Source organism: Candidatus Nitrospira salsa (assembly GCF_965152625.1).
On record NZ_CBCUCO010000003.1, the window covers coordinates 189,172 to 211,911 of the forward strand.

The 22,740-nt window shown below is 44.4% G+C and carries 18 protein-coding genes and 1 riboswitch; of the genes, 11 read left to right on the forward strand and 7 right to left on the reverse strand.

The window, feature by feature from the left end; translation table 11 throughout:
• Positions 1–219 precede the first annotated feature (219 nt).
• From ACWQXP_RS12340 to ACWQXP_RS12350, 3 genes are all read right to left on the reverse strand, one after another.
• Positions 220–405: a Flp family type IVb pilin gene (locus ACWQXP_RS12340; protein WP_454063175.1), complete on the reverse strand. Its 186-nt coding sequence runs from the start codon at positions 403–405 to the stop codon at positions 220–222.
• 136 nt (positions 406–541) lie between these two features.
• Positions 542–727 carry a Flp family type IVb pilin gene (locus ACWQXP_RS12345; protein ID WP_454063176.1) on the reverse strand — a complete coding sequence of 62 codons (186 nt, stop codon included), beginning with the start codon at positions 725–727 and terminating at the stop codon, positions 542–544.
• Between the two features lie 136 nt (positions 728–863).
• Positions 864–1,040: a Flp family type IVb pilin gene (locus ACWQXP_RS12350; RefSeq protein WP_454063177.1), complete on the reverse strand. Its 177-nt coding sequence runs from the start codon at positions 1,038–1,040 to the stop codon at positions 864–866.
• Positions 1,041–1,640: 600 nt separating this feature from the next.
• Positions 1,641–1,720, reverse strand: a riboswitch (cyclic di-GMP riboswitch).
• 278 nt (positions 1,721–1,998) lie between these two features.
• Between ACWQXP_RS12350 and ACWQXP_RS12355 the strand changes: the two genes are divergently transcribed.
• Positions 1,999–3,228, forward strand: a complete 1,230-nt coding sequence (locus ACWQXP_RS12355; RefSeq protein WP_454063178.1) for a glycosyltransferase family 2 protein — start codon at positions 1,999–2,001, stop codon at positions 3,226–3,228.
• 191 nt (positions 3,229–3,419) lie between these two features.
• On the opposite strand, the gene ACWQXP_RS12360 is transcribed toward ACWQXP_RS12355, so the two are convergent.
• Positions 3,420–5,273, reverse strand: coding sequence for a hypothetical protein (locus ACWQXP_RS12360; protein WP_454063179.1), 1,854 nt, complete (start codon positions 5,271–5,273; stop codon positions 3,420–3,422).
• 252 nt (positions 5,274–5,525) lie between these two features.
• Here ACWQXP_RS12360 and ACWQXP_RS12365 point away from each other — a divergent pair, with 252 nt between their 5' ends.
• From ACWQXP_RS12365 to ACWQXP_RS12375, 3 genes are all read left to right on the forward strand, one after another.
• On the forward strand, positions 5,526–6,437 hold the full coding sequence (locus ACWQXP_RS12365; RefSeq protein WP_454063180.1) for a prenyltransferase/squalene oxidase repeat-containing protein: 912 nt from the start codon (positions 5,526–5,528) through the stop codon (positions 6,435–6,437).
• An 8-nt stretch (positions 6,438–6,445) separates the two neighbouring features.
• The gene (locus ACWQXP_RS12370; RefSeq protein WP_454063181.1) at positions 6,446–7,468 is read left to right on the forward strand and encodes a DUF362 domain-containing protein; all 1,023 of its coding nucleotides are present in this window, start codon (positions 6,446–6,448) and stop codon (positions 7,466–7,468) included.
• A gap of 176 nt (positions 7,469–7,644) precedes the next feature.
• A complete protein-coding gene (locus ACWQXP_RS12375) occupies positions 7,645–8,805 on the forward strand; it encodes a glycosyltransferase family 87 protein (RefSeq protein WP_454063182.1) in 1,161 nt (386 codons plus the stop codon).
• Between the two features lie 238 nt (positions 8,806–9,043).
• Here the strand turns inward: ACWQXP_RS12375 and ACWQXP_RS12380 are convergent, their stop codons facing one another.
• Positions 9,044–10,120, reverse strand: a complete 1,077-nt coding sequence (locus ACWQXP_RS12380) for a hypothetical protein (protein WP_454063183.1) — start codon at positions 10,118–10,120, stop codon at positions 9,044–9,046.
• 301 nt (positions 10,121–10,421) lie between these two features.
• On the opposite strand from ACWQXP_RS12380, the gene ACWQXP_RS12385 reads away from it, so the two are divergent.
• The 7 genes from ACWQXP_RS12385 (at position 10,422) to ACWQXP_RS12415 (ending at position 19,302) form a co-directional block, all read left to right on the forward strand.
• Positions 10,422–11,480, forward strand: a complete 1,059-nt coding sequence (locus ACWQXP_RS12385; RefSeq protein WP_454063184.1) for a glycosyltransferase family 2 protein — start codon at positions 10,422–10,424, stop codon at positions 11,478–11,480.
• The gene (locus ACWQXP_RS12390; RefSeq protein ID WP_454063185.1) at positions 11,477–12,211 is read left to right on the forward strand and encodes a class I SAM-dependent methyltransferase; all 735 of its coding nucleotides are present in this window, start codon (positions 11,477–11,479) and stop codon (positions 12,209–12,211) included. Before ACWQXP_RS12385 ends, ACWQXP_RS12390 begins: the two co-directional genes overlap by 4 nt.
• Position 12,212: 1 nt before the next feature.
• Positions 12,213–13,799 (forward strand): hypothetical protein, encoded by a 1,587-nt coding sequence (locus ACWQXP_RS12395; RefSeq protein ID WP_454063186.1) that lies wholly within the window; start codon positions 12,213–12,215, stop codon positions 13,797–13,799.
• Between the two features lie 137 nt (positions 13,800–13,936).
• Positions 13,937–15,619 carry a hypothetical protein gene (locus ACWQXP_RS12400; RefSeq protein ID WP_454063187.1) on the forward strand — a complete coding sequence of 561 codons (1,683 nt, stop codon included), beginning with the start codon at positions 13,937–13,939 and terminating at the stop codon, positions 15,617–15,619.
• Between the two features lie 64 nt (positions 15,620–15,683).
• A complete protein-coding gene (locus tag ACWQXP_RS12405; RefSeq protein WP_454063188.1) occupies positions 15,684–17,171 on the forward strand; it encodes a UbiA family prenyltransferase in 1,488 nt (495 codons plus the stop codon).
• A gap of 71 nt (positions 17,172–17,242) precedes the next feature.
• Positions 17,243–18,571, forward strand: coding sequence for an FAD-binding oxidoreductase (locus tag ACWQXP_RS12410; protein ID WP_454063189.1), 1,329 nt, complete (start codon positions 17,243–17,245; stop codon positions 18,569–18,571).
• Positions 18,568–19,302 carry an SDR family oxidoreductase gene (locus tag ACWQXP_RS12415; RefSeq protein WP_454063190.1) on the forward strand — a complete coding sequence of 245 codons (735 nt, stop codon included), beginning with the start codon at positions 18,568–18,570 and terminating at the stop codon, positions 19,300–19,302. The genes ACWQXP_RS12410 and ACWQXP_RS12415 overlap by 4 nt, the downstream gene beginning before the upstream one ends.
• Before the next feature lie 232 nt (positions 19,303–19,534).
• Here the strand turns inward: ACWQXP_RS12415 and ACWQXP_RS12420 are convergent, their stop codons facing one another.
• Both ACWQXP_RS12420 and ACWQXP_RS12425 read right to left on the reverse strand, forming a co-directional pair.
• Positions 19,535–20,950 (reverse strand): hypothetical protein, encoded by a 1,416-nt coding sequence (locus ACWQXP_RS12420; protein WP_454063191.1) that lies wholly within the window; start codon positions 20,948–20,950, stop codon positions 19,535–19,537.
• Between the two features lie 226 nt (positions 20,951–21,176).
• Positions 21,177–22,739, reverse strand: a complete 1,563-nt coding sequence (locus ACWQXP_RS12425; RefSeq protein ID WP_454063192.1) for a sulfatase-like hydrolase/transferase — start codon at positions 22,737–22,739, stop codon at positions 21,177–21,179.
• Position 22,740: the final 1 nt, after the last annotated feature.

Genomic DNA, 22,740 nt, shown 5'->3' on the forward strand with positions numbered 1-22,740 from the left:
AACACTAGCTCAATTCACCAAGATAAGAAGATTATTATCATACTGCCGGTGTACAGCTATAAGCTGTTGACATCCCCGATACACAGACAGTCTACTGAACTATCCTCTCACACCTTACACACCAAAGCGAAAGAACAAGAAGACTCAAGGCAAATGTCTTTCGTCACCCTCAAAAACAATTATTGAGTGAACATAGACAGAACTAAACGCACGTAAAACTTAGGAAGCTGCCTTCATCGATGAGGCAATGTTGTTAAATGTATTCCCAACCACTTGCCCCAGTGTGGTGACAGCGCCAATAATCACCGCAGCAATCAATGCGGCTAACAGCCCATATTCCAAGGCCGTCGCCCCGTCTTCATCTTGAAAAAATGCAAGAAGTGTCACCAAAGTTTGCTTTTCCATAATTGTTTCTCATTTCTACATCATGCATACACAGCATGATATTGTTGCGCACATTGACTGCCAGTTCTTTCCTTGAGCCTCCATGACTCAAGGGACAGAGAAGTCCAAACTTTGCAGTTATCTAAAACCGCTATGTTTATGAAGCAGCCTTCATCGATGAGGCTATACTATTGAATGTATTCCCAACCACTTGTCCCAGTGTCGTGACAGCGCCAATAATCACCGCAGCAATCAATGCGGCTAACAGCCCATATTCCAAGGCCGTCGCCCCGTCTTCATCTTGAAAAAATGCAAGAAGTGTCACCAAAGTTTGCTTTTCCATAATTGTTTCTCATTTCTACATCATGCATACACAGCATGATATTGTTGCGCACATTGACTACCAGTTCTTTCCTTGAGCCTCCATGACTCAAGGGACAGAGAAGTCCAAACTTTGCAGTTACCTAAAACCGCTATGTTTATGAAGCAGCCTTCATCGATGAGGCTATATTGTTGAATGTGTTGCTCACAACTTCACCAAGTGTGGTGACGGCTCCAATGATCACCGCAGCGATCAATGCGGCTAACAGCCCGTATTCCAATGCAGTCGCACCTTCATCATCTTGAACAAATCGCATAATAGCTTGAGTCGTCATTCCATCTCTCCTTTCGGGCACATTGAATAGATGTCAGTTTCGATGGTGTGCCCATACATACCCCATCACTGACCTACATATCTGTTATGAGCCTACGGTTTGATCCTCGCTCCCCTTACACTTGATACGACGAAGCAGCTCGACATTCTGCTCACAGCCTCTATGGTCTTTACAGAATGTAAAGAAGCAACTCGTAGACTTCGGAGTAATCTCGTTATGAGCTTCTGCCCATCGAAGCCGTCTAGAGCCATTCTGTTTCTGGACATATTGGAATGGAAAAAACGTACAGATTGCATCATCCGGTACGAACACACGAGACCACACTTTGTATTTTAGACACGGCTGCAGAAAAGAACAATTTCTTTGATTTTTCAAAAATGTTTGGGACGAAATGAAACGGGCCTGAGGACAGGGTTGTATCAACCAATGAAGAGGAAGCTTCCTCGCATTGGTCCAAGGTTTTGTTCTTTTTTCTTCTAAGGCAGATCGATCTCCTTCGATGTCATGAGAGGAGGGAGAACATGACCAAAATCTTGTCGGCATATTAGCTCCTTGACGTCGTCTCGGAACTCCATCCCAGCAAGATGTGTCGCTTTCCCCTTCGGCAGCTCGGCCATCAGTCCCACGACCAATCCGTAGCTTTGCGTCCCAGCGTTACAACTGGTTTGCCTTTTTCGGGAGAGAGTTCTTATTAACCAAATGTGACTTTGCTTATCGGATCGAGGATAAAAAACTTGAGACCCATTTGGGACAATATTTTTTCATGTGGACATTTATCACGTATAGGTACGGTTCTTATCCGTTCTGCTCTGGGCATAGATCAAGGAATCATTCCTTCTCCTATTTTATACAACTTACCCTACGCTCAAGATACACCACTGATAACCGACCTTTAAAGAAAGACTCGAAAGAAACACTGTCCTCTACAATCACGAACACATACGAAAATATCCAACACATGAAATCCCAAGGCAAAGTCGAAACATACTCTCTGAACATCCCTCCGGCTTTGACTGATGCTCAAATGAGTAGCACCCCAGAAGTATCAATCGTTTTGCCCTGCCTCAATGAAGTACGAACACTAGAAACATGCCTACGCAAAGCCAATCTCGCCATCGCATCTCATCATCTTTGTGCAGAAATCATTGTCGCAGATAATGGAAGTCATGATGGCTCACAAGAAAAAGCCGTCGCCTGTGGCGCACAGATGATTCAGGTTCAAGAACGGGGGTATGGAGCAGCACTGATGGCAGGGATTTCAGTAGCCCGCGGAAAATACGTGATTATTGGTGATGCCGATGACAGCTATGACTTCAGAGGTATCTACCTATTCCTAGAAAAACTTCGGGAGGGCTTTGATCTTGTCATGGGATGCCGCCTACCAAAAGCTGGAGGAACCATTGTGCCTGGTGCGATGCCATGGCTTCACCGGCATTTCGGAAACCCGGTTTTAAGCGGTATTGGCAGACTCTTCTTTCAGTGTCGTGTCACTGATTTTCATTGTGGAATGCGAGGATTTTCCCGCCACTTCTATCAACGTTTAGACCTACGGGCCACTGGAATGGAGTTTGCTTCAGAAATGGTCATCAAGGCTACATTGAACGGAGCACGCATTACCGAAATCCCTATTACTTTACACAAAGACGGGAGAGACCGATCACCTCACCTTCGTACCTGGCGAGATGGCTGGCGGCACCTACGCTTCATGTTACTGTACTGTCCACGGTGGCTTTTTCTCCTTCCAGGGTTTCTTCTTTTTATTATTGGCATGACGACCGGAACTATACTTCTCACTGGTCCCGTCACCATGAGTGGGATAACGTTCGACACCAATACACTATTGATTGCAGCTATGACTATTCTTGCAGGATTTAATCTCATCGCCTTTGGCGTGTTTTCAAAGACATTTGGAATTTCCGTGGGCTTTCTTCCCAAAGACAAAATCTTTGAACAGTTGGTCGAACGCATTCCAATTGAAATAGGAATTATCAGCGGCGGGCTCGTAACGATATTTGGCTTGGGACTACTAACCTTGGGGACCTGGTATTGGTATACCACCGGATTTGGACCTTTATCGTATCCGGAAAGTCTTCGACTCATTATTCCAGGGACGACAGCACTCACCCTTGGCGTTGAAATGATTTTTTCAAGCTTTTTAATGAGCCTTCTTTTAATGACTCATAAATAAGTCATATGCTGACATAAACTGTCTAAGCCAGATCATTTTCGAACATTGACTTCTATTGACCTTCCCTTTCGCTCTAAACCAGATTCCTCTTCCATCAACAAGTGCAAGAAAACCAACATTCAGTCACATAAGTTAACCAGGCCATGAGTGTTATTGACCGAGAAATCCCTACATTCACGAATGTCACTATGTTAAGGAATCACTTCAAATAAGCGGAATTTCTGCAATGGCTCGGAGGGAAGACGAATTTGACGAAGCCAGTTAGGATGTGTTCCATCGAGAAGTTTTTCATAAAATGTAGGGTTAGGGTCAGAAACCGCATAATAGCCCGGCTCTGCAGGCGAGGAAGGACAGATCAATATAAGGTTCACTTGTCGGGCCGTGATCAGATGTTGAGACAATTCTCCGCTTGTATCCGTCATCGTATTATAGGTATCAACCACTCCTACCGTGTTGCGATGATAGGGTGTCGCAATGACTCTATGCGGAGTTCGATAGAGCAATTCCGGTCCAAAATCAACAAATGCCATAATCGTTCGCACTCGGTCACCCCAACGAGTCGGTTCACTCAAATAGTCCGAGAGTGGTTTAATCGGGCAATCTGCTGCCGTGGTGCTCCCAACCCCACTCCCTTCATGCGCCATTAAGGTTGCTCCACCGACCACAAACCCCAATACTCCAACCATAACAATAACCGCTTTGACAAGACCCTGCAACGAAGCTCTCAGGTGTGATCCAACTCGCGAAACAAGGTGATGAATGAGATGAGCATACGGGAACACAAACAGCAGTTCAGCATACGGAACCCATCTCATTTCTTTGACGGCGAGTGGCAGATACACCATGACTCCAAGCATAATCATGAACCAAAAATGCCGTGCTTGAGAATCTCGTTCCTTCCAAAGTAATCTCAATAAGTATGGAATTCCTGGAAGCGCAATTCCTAACATGAACAGAAATCTTCCGAATTGCCAAGGGTTAACGGCAATCAGAGGTTGGGTCTCCGTCACCCGGTCCCATTGTAGTGTCTTAGCGAGAGGATCCACATCAACAAGCGGTCCTTGAAAAAACTTTGGAAACAACACGGCCATCAAGCTAAACATGACCAAACTACACAGAGCCCCAAGAAGCAGTCTACCGAACAAAACCGCATGAATAGGTTTCCAGTTTTTGATCGACCACATACCCAACCAGACACATGCAAGAATCGTAAACAACGTCCAATGAACGACAGAAAACCGATCATATTCCGCCAATCCAACATTTCCCACTCCACGTTCGATCACAAACACAACACTCGCCACAATCCACAGTGACACGGCCATAACCATGATACCTTTCCCCCGGTCTCCTCCGTGAATCACCCAACAGTAGGCAAGAAATGTCATACTGACAAAGACGCCAATCATAAATTCAATACTGACCCACACGCCAATCGCTGCAATCACGCCAGCCGCAATACAAGTTTTTCTTTCACAGGGTATCTGACTCATTCGGACGGTGCAGCCTAGCAGTAGAATCAAACAACAGAGGAGAATGCCATGATGGTCAACTCTGCCCACAAGATAATAGCCAATGACACCAGGCTGCAGGATAAAAATTCCTCCAACGATCAACAATTGCTCTCTATTCAAGATTGAACGCCCTAACCACATTAAACCAATAAGCGTAATCACTTGAAAGAATGGACTCATCAAGACTCCCCACCAATGTAATGCTGCCGAAAATGACATAAACGGACTCACCACTATAGCCCCAACGATCAACAGACTATCAACGGCTCTTGTCCAATGCGGCACCTCTCCATAAGGCGCATTACTTCGAGGATACGTCGAATCAAACCAATTCCCTGACTCAACTAAATATAGAACTCGATTCAATCTCATGAAACTGTCAGTATCAATGAGATCTCCTTCTTGTAAGACAATCGGACCCTGTGTCGCCCAAAGAATTTGAATGACCAAAGCCATAAATACAAGAAAAAGAATCGGACTTTTCCCTGAAGGGTCTTGAGGCCATGTAGTGGGGTGTTGAGGAAGTAACATATTGAGAAAAAACCAATTGATCTGAAACCGCGCACAGATTGACTCAATTACTCTCGTCACGCGAAGGCCAATACTTAAACTAGAAATAAATCACTTTCGTGAAATGGACAGAAATACGCCACAACACGTTTTTTCAAGCTGACCGACTTTCAGTCCGATACAGCCTTCAAAGGCCATTACAACTAAAAACACTGAAAAGCCTGTATTCACTACACCCAAAATTTGTTTATGCAGCAGAAAAAAGTGGCCTGCATGATTAGCACAGACCTTCACCCTTATCTGGAACAGTTAATCCAACGACAGACAGATCAAGGAGGATTTTCTGAGCAATCCGGTGGAATCGACCAACCCGATGCTACAGCTTGGGCCATATGCATTCTCCAGCACGATGAACAATTTACGAGTCAACTCAAGCCTGCTCGGGATTACCTAACCAAAAATCAATTAAAGAACGGGAGCGTCCCCATCGTACAAGAACATCCCGATACGGTATGGCCAACACCCTTAGCCGTCTTAGCTTGGCATAGCTCGTCAAAGCACCAGGCGCAACAGAAACAAGCTATTGAATTTCTACTAAGCCGCTATGGCCATCATTGGGCTTCTAATCAGCAAAAAGAAGATTCACTTCTTGAACATGACCCATCGATACACGGATGGCCATGGGTAGCCAACACTCATTCTTGGGTTAGTCCAACAGCACTCGCTATGCTTGCCCTTTCCGTCACCGGACATCGCAACCATGAACGAGTGAAAGAAGGAGCGGAGATGATAGTGAACCGACAATTACCTCACGGCGGATGGAATTACGGAAATACCTTTGTTTGGGGTCAAGAATTACGTCCTTTTCCAGAAACGACAGGAATGGCACTCAATGCCTTAGCTGGTCGTGTTTCGCCAAACCATGTGGAGCGGAGTTTGGAATATTTAGCTAGAGAACTCCCCACACTTCGTACTCCTGTAGCCTTGGGATGGGGTCTTCTTGGGCTCGCAGCATGGCAACAACGACCGGCTCAATGGCAAACATTGATTCAACGTTGTTTCGAACAACAAGCAAGGTACGGACTCTACAACACCACATCACTCAGTCTGTTACTCGCAGCCAGTATCGCTCCCGAAGGTTTGGAAAGCCTGTTTAAAACAATCGCACATCGTATAGCCATCTAAGCACTATCATGTCTTCTCCTGTTCCACAAAAGTCGGAATTGACTCGACGACAATTATTGAAGGTAGCACTCGCTGGGGGCGCACTCGCGGCGTCTGGTTTTGGCATTTTACAATGGCATCAACAGCCCCGAATGCATGCCTCAACTTTTATTGGGCGAGCCGAATCATACGACGTTGATTTACGATCAATTCTAGTATCCGGATTCAATGAATTGGGCGTCACGCCATCGGAAATTCGTGGAAAGCGAATTTTACTCAAACCCAATCTGGTTGAAACTCATGTAGATTCTGAACACATTAATACCCACCCTCTCGTGATTCGAGCCGCGATTGAAGCCTTTCTCGAACTCGGAGCCTCACAAGTGATGGTTGGCGAAGGACCAGGTCATCGTCGGGACACTCTAGAAATCTTGGAGGAATCCGGGCTCGCACAAGTCTTGTACGACGACCAGATTCGTTTCGTTGACCTCAATGAAGGTGGAGGACACACCGTTTACAACCAAGGTTCCCAGACGGGATTAGCAAACCTAACATTCCCTGCGATATTTCAGGAAATCGATTGGGTCGTCTCCATGGCAAAACTTAAGACTCATCACTGGGCGGGAGTCACTTTATCGATGAAAAATTTATTCGGTGTGATGCCAGGCATGTTCTATGGTTGGCCGAAAAACGTCCTGCACCACGTTGGTATACATGAATCCATTCTGGACATTACCGCCACGCTGAAGCCTCACTTTGCCATCGTTGACGGAATCGTCGGAATGGAAGGAGATGGACCCATCATGGGCACTGCCAAACAGGCTGGCGTACTGGTTATGGGTAGGAATGTCACAGCTGTTGACGCAACCAGTTCAAGATTGATGGGAATCAATCCCCACAAAGTAGGATACCTCGCAACCGCATCAAACTGGCTTGGACCAATACACGATTCGGCTATTCAACAACGGGGAGAACTTCTCAATCCTTTACGAAAAGATTTTTTCTTGTTGAACCAAATCCCTGCTCATCAAGGACTTCGATTACATGCATGAGGCATCCATTGGTTTCATGGCCTAAAAATCAACTCAACATACTGAGAGGATTAGAAGCCCATAGATCCAACTTCTCATGGATCAATTCCATCCAGTTTTTAGGATTCAGTCTTGCTTTTATTCTTTTAGTCTTCTGGAATACGTGTCATCTATGGACAATGATCCATGATCTCAACATGAATGACTTTGGAAAGTTCTACTATGCCACAGTGGACTTTTTAAACGGCCTAAATATGTACGGATCCAATCCTTCGACATTTATTCAAATCAACGACGACTACGGACAAGAATTCTGGAATCTCAACCCCCCTCATTTCCACATTCTTTTATTTCCTTTGGCCTTTCTACCGGAGTTGGCTGCTCTGAGCCTTTGGAGTTTGGCAAATTTACTCGCACTCTTGGTTGTATTACGTTTAATCCACAACGAGCTCAACCTTTTGTTTTCTCTCAATCAGCAACGCTTGCTCACTCTTGGCTTCTTAGCCTTTGCAGGAACAGGTGCTCACTTTGTGACTGGACAATTGTCGTTTCTACTTGCGCTACCCGTAACACTTGCGTGGATTTCTGCACGAAAAAATCAATGGAACAAAACAGGCATGTATCTTGGCATCGCATGCAGCATGAAGCTGTTCTTTCTTATCTTTCTTCCCTATCTTTTCCTACAACGACAGTTTAAAGCCATGTTTGGAATTATTGGTGTCTTATTTGGATGTTTTGGAATTGGCCTTGCGGTATTTGGAATAGAACCTCATTTGGCATGGCTCAATCGACTGTCAGCGGTTGATTGGCATTGGGCTGGAATGAATGCTTCTCTTTGGGGAACCCTTTCACGCACTTTCACCGAAAATCCAACCTATCAATCCGTTCTTCAAACTGAATTTAACATCTATCCTCTATGGGGGATTCTCAGCATATGTATGGCAATCGTCGTCTATTATATTTCATTTAGTGACACTTCGCATCGTTCTACAGACCGCGCCTTTGCCATCCTCATTGTCAGTGCCATTATCATCTCCCCACTCGGATGGACCTACTATCTCTTCCTTTTACTGGGTCCTCTCACAGCACTGATTTGGCAATATTACCAACGTTTTCAGCTTAATACCCCACAACAAATATCTGGACGTCAATACTTACAGACTTTCTTACTACTTGGATCCATCCCAGGTTTCCTCATGCCGTTAGTATTCATTTCTCAATTAGATTCTTCGCCACTCGGCTCTCTCACTATTGGATCGGCATACTTTTGGAGTACACTTATGCTCTGGGGATTTCTCGTCATTAATTGGTGGCTCGATAATCCACAAGGTACAAAGGTACAGGAATTCGTCAACTGATCTTTCACAACGCCTCAGGCCTTTCCAACCATGTTCCATTATCACGCATTCCTCATAACCAATTCTTGATAAGAAAAACTTGAATAATTTCCGGAAAAATAAAGCTCTACGTAGGGAGGTATAAATGTGAACGTATGATTTACACAGCGTATATTTGCAATTATCTAGTCCCTCAACTGGCATAGATAACCTCTGCAAGGGTCATAAACGAACATCCCATACAGAGATTCAAATATGGTTAACTTTCCACTATTTTTGTTGGGGCGAATAGAGACTTGGCAAGATCTAAGACTGAAGGGAAAGCATACAAGAATCCAAGAGAAACCAATGGGGCATACATCATTCCCCAGTATGAATTGTTCATTCTGCCGGCAATCAAATAGGCGACACAATACAACGCTAAGGTCAGGGAACTGCGTAGACCTTCTGCTCCTCGCCGACCATTCATACCAAGTAACGAAAGTGGAAGCACAATAGTGACGACCCACTGAGGAACAGCAAGTAAAAAAGCGTTCCAAGTCCCAGTACTTAAAACAAACGGCCACCCGCCAAATTGGACCCAACTTTCATTGACTTGATCGATTGACGAAAGCAGTCCAGAGACAGTCGAAGCATGCCATGTGAGAGCTATAGAAAACACCGTTAGTCCGGCCAACCATCCCAGTGTTTCTCCTTGCTGCCGTTCCTTCCAGGCCATGGCAAACATAATAAGAATATAGAGTAACGCTAATTCTCGTATTAACACGGCAAGACTTCCGGCAAGAATACTAGCGGTAATGTTCCCACGAGCACGTGCTGCTAATGATAATGAGATCATGACACCTGCCCATAATTCATGATAATAAAAGCCTTGTTCGCTGAAACAGAGAAGCAGCGGTCCGCAAAGCATCACCACACCAATCAGGGCAAACAACAATCCTTCTTCTCGCTCTAACACCTGAAACCACAGCAACATCGCCAAAAATGACAGTATGATCAGAAGCCACTTTCCCCATTCGTGATTTGGGAAATGTCCAATGGTCCATGCAATAGTTGGTAAGCGCCAATTAAAAAACGGGCGAGACGCATACCCTCGAGACCGTAGTTCTTCTCCAACGATTTGATAATAATTTTCACCTGCATGAATTCGATCAATGACATGACTATACATTCGAGCATCTTCGCCATCCGTCTCCTCTTGCTGACGTATTGGAAAAGCTTGGGTCAGCGAGATAAGCCCATACACAATAAGCAAACACACTCCAAGGACAATAAAGCCGGCCTGCTTCTTGCTCACAACACTAAACCTCGTCTTGGGAAAACTGAGACCACTCATATGTGATGTTTCATCCCTTCGCACGCCTCTTGAGAAGAACCTGCCAATCTTCCAACACCCGCACACCTTGCCTCCTATGAATGTTGTTCGGTCCTCATAGTCAAAACTTAAAAATAACAACCTCATGAACTATCCCATGCTCAAACGACATTTCACTTAAGTCAGCCCTGAAAAGACTAAGAAAATCATTCAGCAATGTGCCATAAACAAAAGTATTTCTTAAGAATTTCTATCATTTTCCGACATAGTTCATAACGAGTATTACCCTTTAGCCTTCATCTACACATTATCCAGAATGGTTATGTCTGCTTACAGCGATCACCATCCGGTCCCGCAATCAGTGTCTCTTCCGTCACAGCAATCTGGTCGTGCCTTTCTATTCAATCCGGACTACGGTGTCACATTATCGATAATCGTTCCCTTATATAACGAATCAAGCAGTATCGATCTGTTCCTTAATCGTACAGAGCATGTCCTGCATGACTTACTCTCCTCCTTGGGAGGAAGCTATGAGATCATCTTTATCAATGACGGAAGTACAGACGATACGGTAGATAAACTTCTTCAACACCGAGACCGCAATCCGTGGATAAAAATTATCAACCTATCGAGAAACTTTGGAAAAGAAAGTGCCTTATGTGCAGGCCTTCATTATTCTAATGGTGCAGCAGTGGTCCCGATGGATGTTGACCTCCAAGACCCTCCCGAACTCTTGCCGGATCTGTTTAAAAAATGGCTCGAAGGCTATGATGTTGTCTACGCCACTCGACGTGATCGACACGCAGACTCATGGATCAAACGTTTCACCGCATTTGGATTTTTCCGCTTATTCAACCGTCTTGCAGAAACAAAAATCCCCAAGGATACCGGAGACTTTCGACTCATGGATCGACGTGTCATCCAAGCTATTGGGGAACTTCCTGAACGAACACGCTTCATGAAAGGATTATTCACATGGGTAGGATTTCGACAAGTCGGAGTAGAATATGATCGTCCCTCCCGAACCAGCGGAAAAACAAAATGGAACAATCGAGGACTGTGGAAACTCGCGATGGATGGAATTACATCATTTAGTATTGTCCCGCTTCGAATATGGACATATATTGGGTTGACGGTTTCCTTCTTAGCGTTAAGTTATGGCCTGTTCCTTACGATTCGCACCATGGCCGGGGGCATTGACGTACCAGGTTATGCCTCACTGATGGTCACGATTCTCTTTCTGGGAGGATTAAATCTATTCACCCTAGGAATATTAGGTGAATATTTGGGAAGGATGTTCATGGAGGTTAAAGGACGCCCTCTCTACTTACTTCGTGAAACCTATGGTTTTGGTACCAACGCATCAAACCACATAAAATGAAACCATACCTCTACACTCAAATGGCTGCCCTGGAAACAAGCCATTGGTGGTTTGTCGGGCGACGGCGAATACTCACAACAGTACTTTCCACGTTCACGGACCTTCCATCCCAATGCAATATTCTAGAAGTTGGATGCGGAACTGGAGGCAACTTAGGGATGCTGTCACAATTTGGACAGGTTTCCGCACTTGAACCTAATGAAAAAGCCAGAGAATTAGCCGACCAGAAGGGCAACTTTGACATTCGTAAGGGCAGTCTTCCCAACGATATTCCCTTTGACATTCAAACCTTTGATCTCATTGCAGCACTCGACATCCTCGAGCATATTTCTGAAGATTTCGAATGTCTCACCACATTTCGAAACCTGCTACGCCCGGATGGATGGTTACTCCTTACAGTCCCAGCCTTTTCCTTTCTGTGGAATACCCATGATGACGATCATCACCATAAAAGACGGTACAACAAACCCCACCTTCAACACATCGTTCAGGAGGCTGGGTTCTCTGAAGTTATGATTTCCTATTTCAATACGCTTTTGTTTCCTCTAGCAGTCAGCATTCGTCTGTTCAAAAAAGTTTTAAGACTCAAAGCGTTTAATGAACAAATGATCTTGCCGACCTCAATTAATAATTTATTGACAAACTCATTCTCTTCTGAACGTCACATCATTAAAAATCGTCCACTTCCAATAGGCCTCTCCCTCCTTCTCCTTGCGCGAAAGGCCTCTTAATATGGCCTCTTCTACTTTGGAAATTCATCATGCAGATTCCCGCCGTTTGACTTTGTTTCGCTTTCTACCGCTTCTCACTATCTGTTTGCTCATCAGCTTAGGGTTTATCAATACTCTTTCAAAAACAATCAATCATGATGTGGCATGGCATCTCTATACAGCAGCCGAATATCTGGCAGGTGGCACGCTCTATCACGATATTTTCTGGGAACCCAATTTTCCTCTTACCCTCTACATCACGATACCCCCAGTCTACCTTGCATACATTACAGATCTTTCAGCTATCAATCTTTTTATCCTCTATATTTTCTGCTTAATATCGCTCTCACTATTTCTCACGTGGAACCTACTCACTCTCTCACCAGAATCGCCACTTCGTAATAGCTACGCTCTCTTATTGAGTGCGAGCTATGCCTTAGTCTTTGTTCCTGGAGCCGACTTTGGACAGCGAGAGCATATGATGAGCATTCTCACGATGCCTTACATCATATTGACCATCTTTCACATAACAGGTGGATTGTGCAACTGGCCATTAGGAGTTTTTATTGGATCACTTGCAGGTATTGGGTTTTCTCTCAAACCACAATTTCTTCTCATTCCGATAATCATTGAGTGTTATCGCTGGATTACGTTGAGACGCTTCAACGAAATGATTCCATGTGAGACATTCGCATTTATCTCCGTTACCGGCATCTATGGTATCACTTTGGCTTTTCTTAATTCAGAATATTTTTCAACGGTACTCCCATATGCGTTGACCGTGTATAACATCGCGTATCAATCAACACTACAGGAAATCCTCATTCAACCTGAGACGATTTTGCTACCACTTACTTGCCTCATGTATTTCAAAACTCGACAATCCCAAAACCATGTAGTAGCTACTGAAATGTTTCTTCTTTGTGCCATAGGCTTCTACTTCATTTTCTTCATACAAATGAAAGGCTGGCACTATCATATCTACCCTGTCCTTTCTTCCTTAATCCTTACCGTCACCTCTATGCTCATCCATGAAATACAGAGGTCGCGCACCTTAGTTTTCGGGTCAGGAAAAAATGAACGATTGCCTTTAAACGTATGGATCCTCATGACTCTCTTCCTCTGTACACTTGGCACTCCATACCTCAAGACCAACTATGAAAACCCCACCATTAATCAAATGATGCCTATCGTCAAAGAGCATGCAGCTGATTCGTCTATATTTACTTTCTCGTCTTCGCTTCATACAGCATTTCCACTCGTAAATTATGCTGAGGTAGGTTGGGCCTCACGGTTTCCTACCCTCTGGTTACTTCCGGGCATTGTGCGCTTACAACGCGATGCCACAACAAATCTCACGACCCATGAGGTGAAATACCTCCAAGAAATTAAACAGTTCGTAATCGACTCCGTGATTAGCGATCTATCGATGAAGCAGCCGGCCATTATTCTGCTGGATGTCAACCTACATAAGTATTTCTTTGACGATCATCCTTTCGACTATCTCAAATTCTTCTCATCAGACCCGAAGTTCATGGCCATTTGGTCGCACTACAAAAAGATAAATGATTTGGGTGGGTTTCAGGTCTTTCTTCGAACCTCGACTTAAGAAGTTCTTCTTGAATTTTTCACCAGATTAAACGCTCTAATTTTCCTTCTTTTCCATAAGGTTTCGGGCAACGAAGCCGATAATTATAGGTGTCAACGTGTGTCCTCTGGGACACCGATACCCGACGTACGATTTTGATGAATACGAGAACTATGCTTCTACCATTGCCTTTCCTAATCTTCCTCGGGCTTTGCACCGTGGAAATGCTGTCGATTCTGTACACCAACTCCGGGCATTTTCTGTATACACTTGACGATCCCTATATCCACCTCGGATTGGCGGAAAATATTGCACAAGGACACTATGGCATCAATCTCTCCGAATACTCGGCACCGTCATCGAGTATTCTTTGGCCTTTCCTCTTAGCCCCCTTCACTCTCTTCAACATTGGTCCATACGCCCCCCTTATCCTAAATATTCTTCCAAGCTTGGGAACAATCGCGATCTTTACCCACTTGTCGACTCAAGTCGTCGAGAACCGTGTCGGCGCAACGATTATTGCCACCGTTTTACTGTTCGCAAGCAACTTGATCGGCTTGACATTTACTGGCATGGAACACGGCTTACAAGTTCTCCTAACCGTCATCATTGCGGCAGGACTTATTGTCGATACTCAAAAAAGTTCTCCACCCTGGTGGCTTCTTCTCGCAACCATCATTGAGCCTCTCATTCGGTATGAAGGTGTCATGGTGACCGCCGTGACCATTCTCTATTTCGTCTGCCGCCGATACTACAAAATTGCTTTTTGGTGCAGTGTGGCCGCACTCTCATTACTCGGGGGGTTTTCTTGGTTTCTTATGTCTCTCGGTCTGGAAAGCTTACCGAATTCTGTCATTGTCAAAATGTTTACGCATACGAACGGTGGGGATTGGTCTATCGGAGTTTTCAGAGCTACGCTCAATCTACATTCAAGGGCAGGCGCCATTCTGCTTTGTGGACTGTTATTGCTCACTGGATTCCTGATGAGTGCAAATCGTCCCTTTCCTGAAAAACTCCTTGGGATCTGGGCGGCGGTCATTACCATGGGACACCTTGTCACTGCGCCATTACGAGATACCAGTCTCTTTATTCAAATTTCACGATATGATGCCTATGTTATGGCTATGCTGTTGGTCGTATTGTTGTATGGGTATCGTGACGTCATTCAACGTGTCTTCCAACAACAGAACCTCTTTTGGGTAGGAGGTCAAGCGGCGATGCTCTTAGTCTTCATTGCTCACCCTTACCTCATGGCCATCTTACTCACCCCCATTGCGTCTAATAATATCTATGAACAGCAATATCAAATGCAGCGATTTATTCAGGACTTTCATCATGAACCTATTGCGGTAAATGACCTCGGACTCGCGGCCTATGGAAACTCGAATTATGTTTTAGATTTGTGGGGACTTGGAAAACTCGAGGCCTTCTACGCGCGAGCGCACCGAAAACCGGAGGAATGGATGAATCAACTTGCCAAGCCTCACCATGTTCAAAGCGCCATCATTTACGATACATGGTTTCCAACCGTGCCGCAAAACTGGATACGAGTGGCCACCCTTCACCTCAGCAAATTACGGCTAACTCCCGCTGAATCCGAAGTCAGTTTTTACGTGCTGGACCGAGAAGCTTTCCCGCACATGTATGCAGCTTTGAAGGCGTTTAAAAAAGAATTGCCACCGAAGGTGGAACTCAAATTCGAACAACGCAAACATGAGAGTTTGGCACACACTGCAACCAAGCCATCGACAGCTCAACATCTACCGAAACCCCACGAAATGGAGACGTCTCAAGCAATGCTGTTCAATCAACCAATCATCTCCAAGCTGTCAACACTGTGACATGGTCTATGAAAAATATTGAATAACCTATCGCCACACATCATCTTGACTACCGACTGACACCATGCCATCCCCTATTGTTGACACACAAAACGAGACTTTTCAGACCGAACTTCCGACTCACATAAACAGGAAAAAGGAAGTCTTGTGTGTCGACCTCGACGGAAGTCTTGTCGCCACCGATGTGCTATGGGAATCCGTCCTTCTCCTTTTAGTACAGCGCCCGTGGCTCATGATGGCCCTTCCATTTTGGATACTTCAAGGACGTGCCACATTCAAGCGTCGCGTGGCAGAGCAAGTCATTTTAGAACCAAGCGGTCTTCCCTATCGTCAGGATGTCTTATCCTTTGTTCATCAACAAAAGGACCACGGACAAACGATCGTACTTGCGACAGCTGCAGACTACCAACCCGCTGAAGCCATTGCCGCCCATCTCGGTCTATTCTCTGAAGTGTTGGCAAGTAATGGGGTCGTGAATCTCTCCGGACACGAAAAACAAAGAATATTGGTTTCGCGCTTTGGCGAGCAAGGATTTGACTACATTGGCGACAGCGCCACAGACGTTCCAGTGTGGAGTTCCGCCAAACATGCGTTGCTGGTTGACCCTTCACGGACAGTGCTTAAAAAAGTCACAAATTCCTACCGAGTGACGAACGTTTTTCGCAGAAAAGCTCATTCTATTCGTAATATTGTTCAGGCACTTCGCTTAAGACAGTGGGTTAAAAACATCCTGGTCTTTTTCCCATTACTCGCATCGCATCAGTTCAATCATTGGGATTCAACTATTCAGGCGATCTGGGCATTCTTCTCATTCAGTCTCTGTGCCTCAAGCATCTATATTTTCAATGATCTTCTGGATCTCCCCGCTGACCGTCGACATCCCAAGAAAAAGTATCGTCCCTTTGCGAGTGGCGCACTCTCGATTCGCTATGGCCTCGTTCTCATTCCGACCTTATTCTTGTGTTCGGCCACCATCGCTCTCGCAACACTACCAATTTCATTTCTGCCGCTCTTAGGTCTCTATGTCGCAGCCACAACAGGATACTCCTTATTTTTCAAACAAGTAGCCATTCTCGATGTGTTAATCCTGGCAGCATTGTATACACTGCGAGTTTTGTCTGGAGGATTTGCCATCGATGTTCCGATTTCTGCTTGGCTCTTAGCATTTTCAATGTTCCTCTTCTTGAGCTTAGCTTTTACTAAAAGGCATTTGGAACTTCACCTCAGGAAAGTCGGAAAGAAACAAGGCCTAGAAAGAAGAGCGTATCAAGGTTTGGACAAACACGCCCTCGGCACCATGAGTATTATCAGTGGATACTTATCCGTGTTAGTGCTTGCGCTCTATATCAATAGTCAGGACGTACTCGCTCTCTACAATAATCCAAAGATCTTATGGCTCATGTGCCCACTGCTTCTCTATTGGACTAGCCGAAATTATCTTCTGGCTCATCGAGGCCTGTTAGATGATGATCCACTGGTCATTGCGATGAAAGATCCGCAAAGTTACATTATTGGTGCAGCGATGGGGATTGTGGCTCTCTTAGCTTTATAAATCTATTCATCATGCGAGACTATCAATCATGGGGCGGTTATCCTAAATCAAATCCCAAACAGGTACATACTTTGTCCTGGCGACACGAATCCATCGCATTCGAAAAGTGGGATACCCCCGTTCTTCCTTATGCCTACGGCCGAAGCTATGGTGACAGTTGTCAAAACAATGGAGGGGTCTTACTCCTCACCAAAGGACTTCAGCGCTTTCTCGCCTTCGATGCAAAACGTGGCATTCTTCGATGTGAAGGGGGAGTATCACTTTCGGAAATTCTTGAATGCTTTATTTCTCGTGGCTGGTTCCCACCCGTAACACCCGGCACAAAATACGTCTCCATTGGAGGAGCCATCGCGAATGACGTTCACGGCAAAAACCATCATCGGGCCGGGACATTTGGATGTCACGTTCTAAAATTTGAGCTCCTTCGTTCAACGGGAGATCGATTGGTTTGCTCTCCTGAACAACATTCGGATTTATTTCAAGCAACGATTGGAGGACTAGGACTTACGGGCATCATCTTATGGGCCGACATTCAATTAAAGTCCATCAGTAATCCTTTCATACACACAGAAAAAATTCAGTTTTCTTCACTTGATGAATTTTTTGAGCTCACAGAACGGTCAGATCACACAGCTGAATACACGGTGGCATGGATTGACTGTCTCGCTAATCGTCGACACCTTGGCCGAGGCATCTTTATAAGAGGAAACCATGCTGGAAGCGAAAACAAACCAACGCATCTTCCTCCAACAAAGCGCCTGTTCTCGATCCCATGTCATGCTCCCTCATTTTTTCTCAATCGATACTTACTGAAAGTTTTTAATACCGTATATTTTCATCGCCAACCAGCACGTCCAGCTCAAAAGATTGAATTCTACGATGAATTCTTTTACCCATTAGACCGCGTACAAAATTGGAATCGGTTATACGGTACTCGTGGCTTTCTCCAATACCAATGCGTAATCCCTACTCAATACGAACGTGAGGGAATCCACGAACTCCTCTCAATCATTAACGAATCGAAGCAAGGCTCTTTCCTCGCCGTTCTGAAAAAATTTGGGAATGTGAGGTCACCTGGACTTTTATCCTTTCCACGTTCAGGAACAACACTGGCTTTAGATTTTCCTTTTCTGGGAAATAAAACCCTTTCTCTCTTAGCCAAACTGGACCAAATAGTTCGGAAAACTGATGGAGCCGTCTATCCTGCTAAAGATGCTCGAATGTCAGCTCAAGACTTTAAGACATACTTTCCTAAATGGGAAACCTTTCGTCGATATACCGACCCAAAGTTTTCTTCAGATTTTTGGAAGCGCATCATCAACACAAGGGAACCTGATTCCTCAACTTTAAAGAATCCACCATGCCTACACACACACCGCCTCAGAGAGACATCGGGATGAAAATATTAATTATCGGAGCCACCTCTGCAATCGCTCAAGAAACTGCAAAGTTACTGGCACAAGACAGGACCGACATATTTCTCGTTGGAAGAAGTCAGGAAAAGTTATTGGCTCTCGAACAAGACCTACTCGTACGAGGAGCCAGGCAGGTACATAACATGGCCATAGATCTTTGTCTCCTTGATCACCACCAACACCTTATTGATACAGCCATTGATCGGCTTAATGGCCTTGACACTGTGCTCATTGCCCACGGAACCCTTAGTGACCAACAAGACTGCGAACAAAGTGTCTCAAAAACATTACAGGAACTGACGACGAATTGCTTAAGCACCATCTCTCTCCTCACTATTCTTGCGAATTACTTCCAACAACAACAATATGGCTGTCTAACCGTAATTTCCTCCGTCGCAGGAGACCGTGGGCGTCAGAGTAATTATGTCTATGGAACAGCCAAGGGAGCCGTCAACATTTTCCTCGAAGGGTTACGAAATCGCCTGACACACGCCAACGTGAACGTTGTTACTGTGAAACCGGGATTTGTTGATACTCCCATGACGGAAAAGGTCAAAAAGAATCTATTATTTGCCGATCCTAAAATAGTAGGGAGACGGATCTACGTAGCGTTACAGGGGGGGAAGGATATTGTCTATGTCCCACTCTATTGGGCACTGATCATGAAGATGATTCGAGCAATTCCGGAACGTATTTTTAAGACTTTAAAAATCTAGAAAAAAACTATTTCAGCGGAATGAACAAAGGAAGCTAGGTTCTTTTATAACGAACCCATTTCAATTTCATCTCACTTTTTACCATTGACTCTTGCAGACATACATCATCGGACCTAATAAACTCTCCAAAGCCACCTTCAATGAACAACCAAGTGGTCATGAAGAGAATACTTTTAAAAACTTCGTAAGCTATCTCGGATACTTAAACCAAAAATCTTTGACGTGTAGATGTTCAATTTTCTGAAAAATTGACTTGCTCTGTGATGTCAATAAACTTGTATGGGTTCTCCCATGTTGAATAGTAGCTCTTATTCTTAAGGATCTTGAAATCCGTGCCAAAGTAGGCATTGAATACCAGGCGAAACGTATTAACCGGAGAAATATCATTATACGCAGGACGAAATGTCATCCCAGGCAGATAAAGTGCACTAAAAATCGAATACGCTTCATTGAAATTTGTGTTCCTTGCGCTACCCCAATCTAGTTGCATTCGAGACCCATGATCAGCCTGAAGTATGATGACTGGGTCCTCTGGGGAACGATGTAAGATTTCTCGAATAGTCATTGCAAGTTTCTTGTTGAGATAGTGAATCTGCCTCGGATAATTCTTTAAATATTCCTCCCTTGTCCCACCTTTTTCGTAATAATGAGTCCCATCAACTGTTTCGTACTCTCTTTCCGGATCGATTGGCTCCCCATTTTCCCCAAAGACAAACGGTGGGTGAGGAGCCAACACATGAGCAAATGCAAAAAGTGGCGATTTCAACTTTGTAAGAGTGGGCAACGTATTCAACGCATACTCGATACGCTCTCGATGGGCCTGATAAGCCAACGAGGGTATTGGCATATGTTGAGCATCAGCAAGTTGCTGAGTCACATAGAATATTCCCAACAATGGCGTATACCGTAGTAAAGTACCAAGGAATTCGTCTACCACAGGTTTACGAGGAAGTACGATGTCAGCCTTTGCCATATCAGTAAAATCCATTCCAGAGTCAAAAGAGACAAACGTGTATGCATATGACTTCAAAAAATCTACCACCCAGTTATTCTGAATCATGTCACGTAAGGGAGTGCGGTCATGAGATACAATAGACTCAATGTCAAGCAATTGATCGACATAATTCAAATTTAGTGAAGCCGTTAATGACAACCAAGTTTGGCAATAGTTCGCATGCGCTCTATCAGAAACATAAAAATTATTTTGTCGTAAAAAATTGAGAAATTCATGGTTGTCGTAGTTAAACACCTCTTGAAGAATATCCTGTCTGGTATAGCCATCAATCATGATGTAGTAAATATCAGGAAGCCTGGATGGTCCCTGAACCTTATTAGCCTCAAGCGTTAATTTAGATGATGAAAAAGATACTTCAGGGCTCTGCCTCATTACTGCAGCAAGGAGATCACCAGGAATTATCGACATACTGATAAAAATTAGCCCAATAACATTGCCAGCATGGGATAGGAAAGTGAGATCTTGTGCCGTCCGTTTGATCCACCAAACCCAGCAGAGAAACAGAGATGGCCAAAGAATCAATAACAAAACATAGCGGTTAAATAAGGAGACGTTATTTGGCAAGAGTTCAAGCGCATGACCAAACGAAAAAAAAAGTAAAAAAAAGAGCGACACAGCGAGACCGGACTTCACAACGCCCCTAAGAAGGACCCCCAATAAAAGCCAAATGCCTATCAAGAGCAATACAGTGAACTCTAGCGGAAGCACCAATTGTTTGATGGTTACCTGACCATAGTTATGAAAAAAAAGAAAGATGATGGGAAACAACGCGAACAAAATAGGATGTAGAACAATGCTCCGAATAGACTGTTCACTAGACTCTGCCGCTAACTTCACAATGCTGCTACCCTTCTTTTCATTACATCTTCTCGGTCACCTTGAGAAAATCATAGGGGCGGTCCATCGTCGAAAAATAACTCTCATCTTGGAGAAGCGGTAGTCCCGTATTAAAATAATGATTCAGGATAATTCGAAATGTATTGACCGGAGTCACATCAGGGTACAAGCCAATAGGCTCATTATTGGGAATATGATACGCATTGAGAATCGACATACGTTCTTTCAATGATGTCTTCTCCACATCTTCCCAATCCAAGTCAGCTCCAGGGCCATGATCGGACTGCAAAATAATTACTGTGGGTCGGTCGGCCTCTGAAAGGATCTTCAGCAATACCGTTTTTATGTATTCATTAAGCGCATTCAATTGTTCAATGTAACGAGCCCGATACTCTTCGCTACTGACATGATAGTAATATCGATATTCGCTCCCATCCCTAAATGAAAAAGAGTGTTCGTGTTGCCATTCCACATCCTGATGTCCTAACACGAATGGAGGATGAGGCGTGACAAAATGAGCAAAAATAAACTGAGGTTGAGACGTTTTCTTTACTTTTGGCAAATTCTCAAACAGATACTGCAAACGCGTTTTGTGGACGTCATAGAGAGAATGACCAAACACGGTCTTCATGACTTGAGGAATAGGAGATTGTAAGAGGAAAAAACTTTCCCACTCATTCAATGTCCCAGCTGGAACAATGTAGGAATCCGTCTCTCGCAATTCAGTAAATGATATGCCTGATGAAAATGCTATCGTTTTATATCCAAAACCTTTTAACATTTCCACTAATTTATTCTGATGAATCAGGTCTCTTAAAGGTCGTCGGTTTGATGTTTCTTTTCCCCATTGCGTAGAGATGTCATCAAGATATTGAAAGTTCAAGGAGGAAGCGAGAGAAAGCGTTGTTTGAGCATAATTCGCGCGACTCTGCTCTGCGACATAAAACCCACTGTTCGTGAGGTCTGCTAAAAACTTCGAATTATCAAAATCGTACCGCTCTTGCAAAACATCATTCCTCGCATATCCATCAAGTATGATATACACAATATTAGGGAATGAGACATGGCTCTCATCTTGGGACACATTATCAAGCAACAGCGGTTGCGTCGGGGACACGTGAGTCAAATCATAAGACGTCGACAATGCATCAGAAGAATACTCAAACATCCCGAATACAGGAATGACGAGGAGGCATCCTCCAGTAATGTTCAAAATTTTTGTCGCCTGCTCGGAACAATCTTTGAGACGATACACCGCCAAACAGGCCGAAATCCAAAGCAAAAGCGGGATGAACCCGATATATGAATTTCTCACCATGGGAAGATGTTCCCAGACAAACTCACTCTGAGCTTTGTAGGTAAACAGCAGGAGCAAACTGACCCACACAAATAGTGCGCCCAACGTCCAGTTTCTCAGCACAAACCCTAAAAAAAACCAAGACAATAATGCAGAAGCCGGAATGAGGAATAATGCTCGAGAGATATCTTCTATTTGTACCTCCCCAAACTTCAAATGAGGTACATACGCTCCAAGCACAATCCAAATCGCAATGGCAAGGGGATAGAAAATAAATTGGCGTTTCACG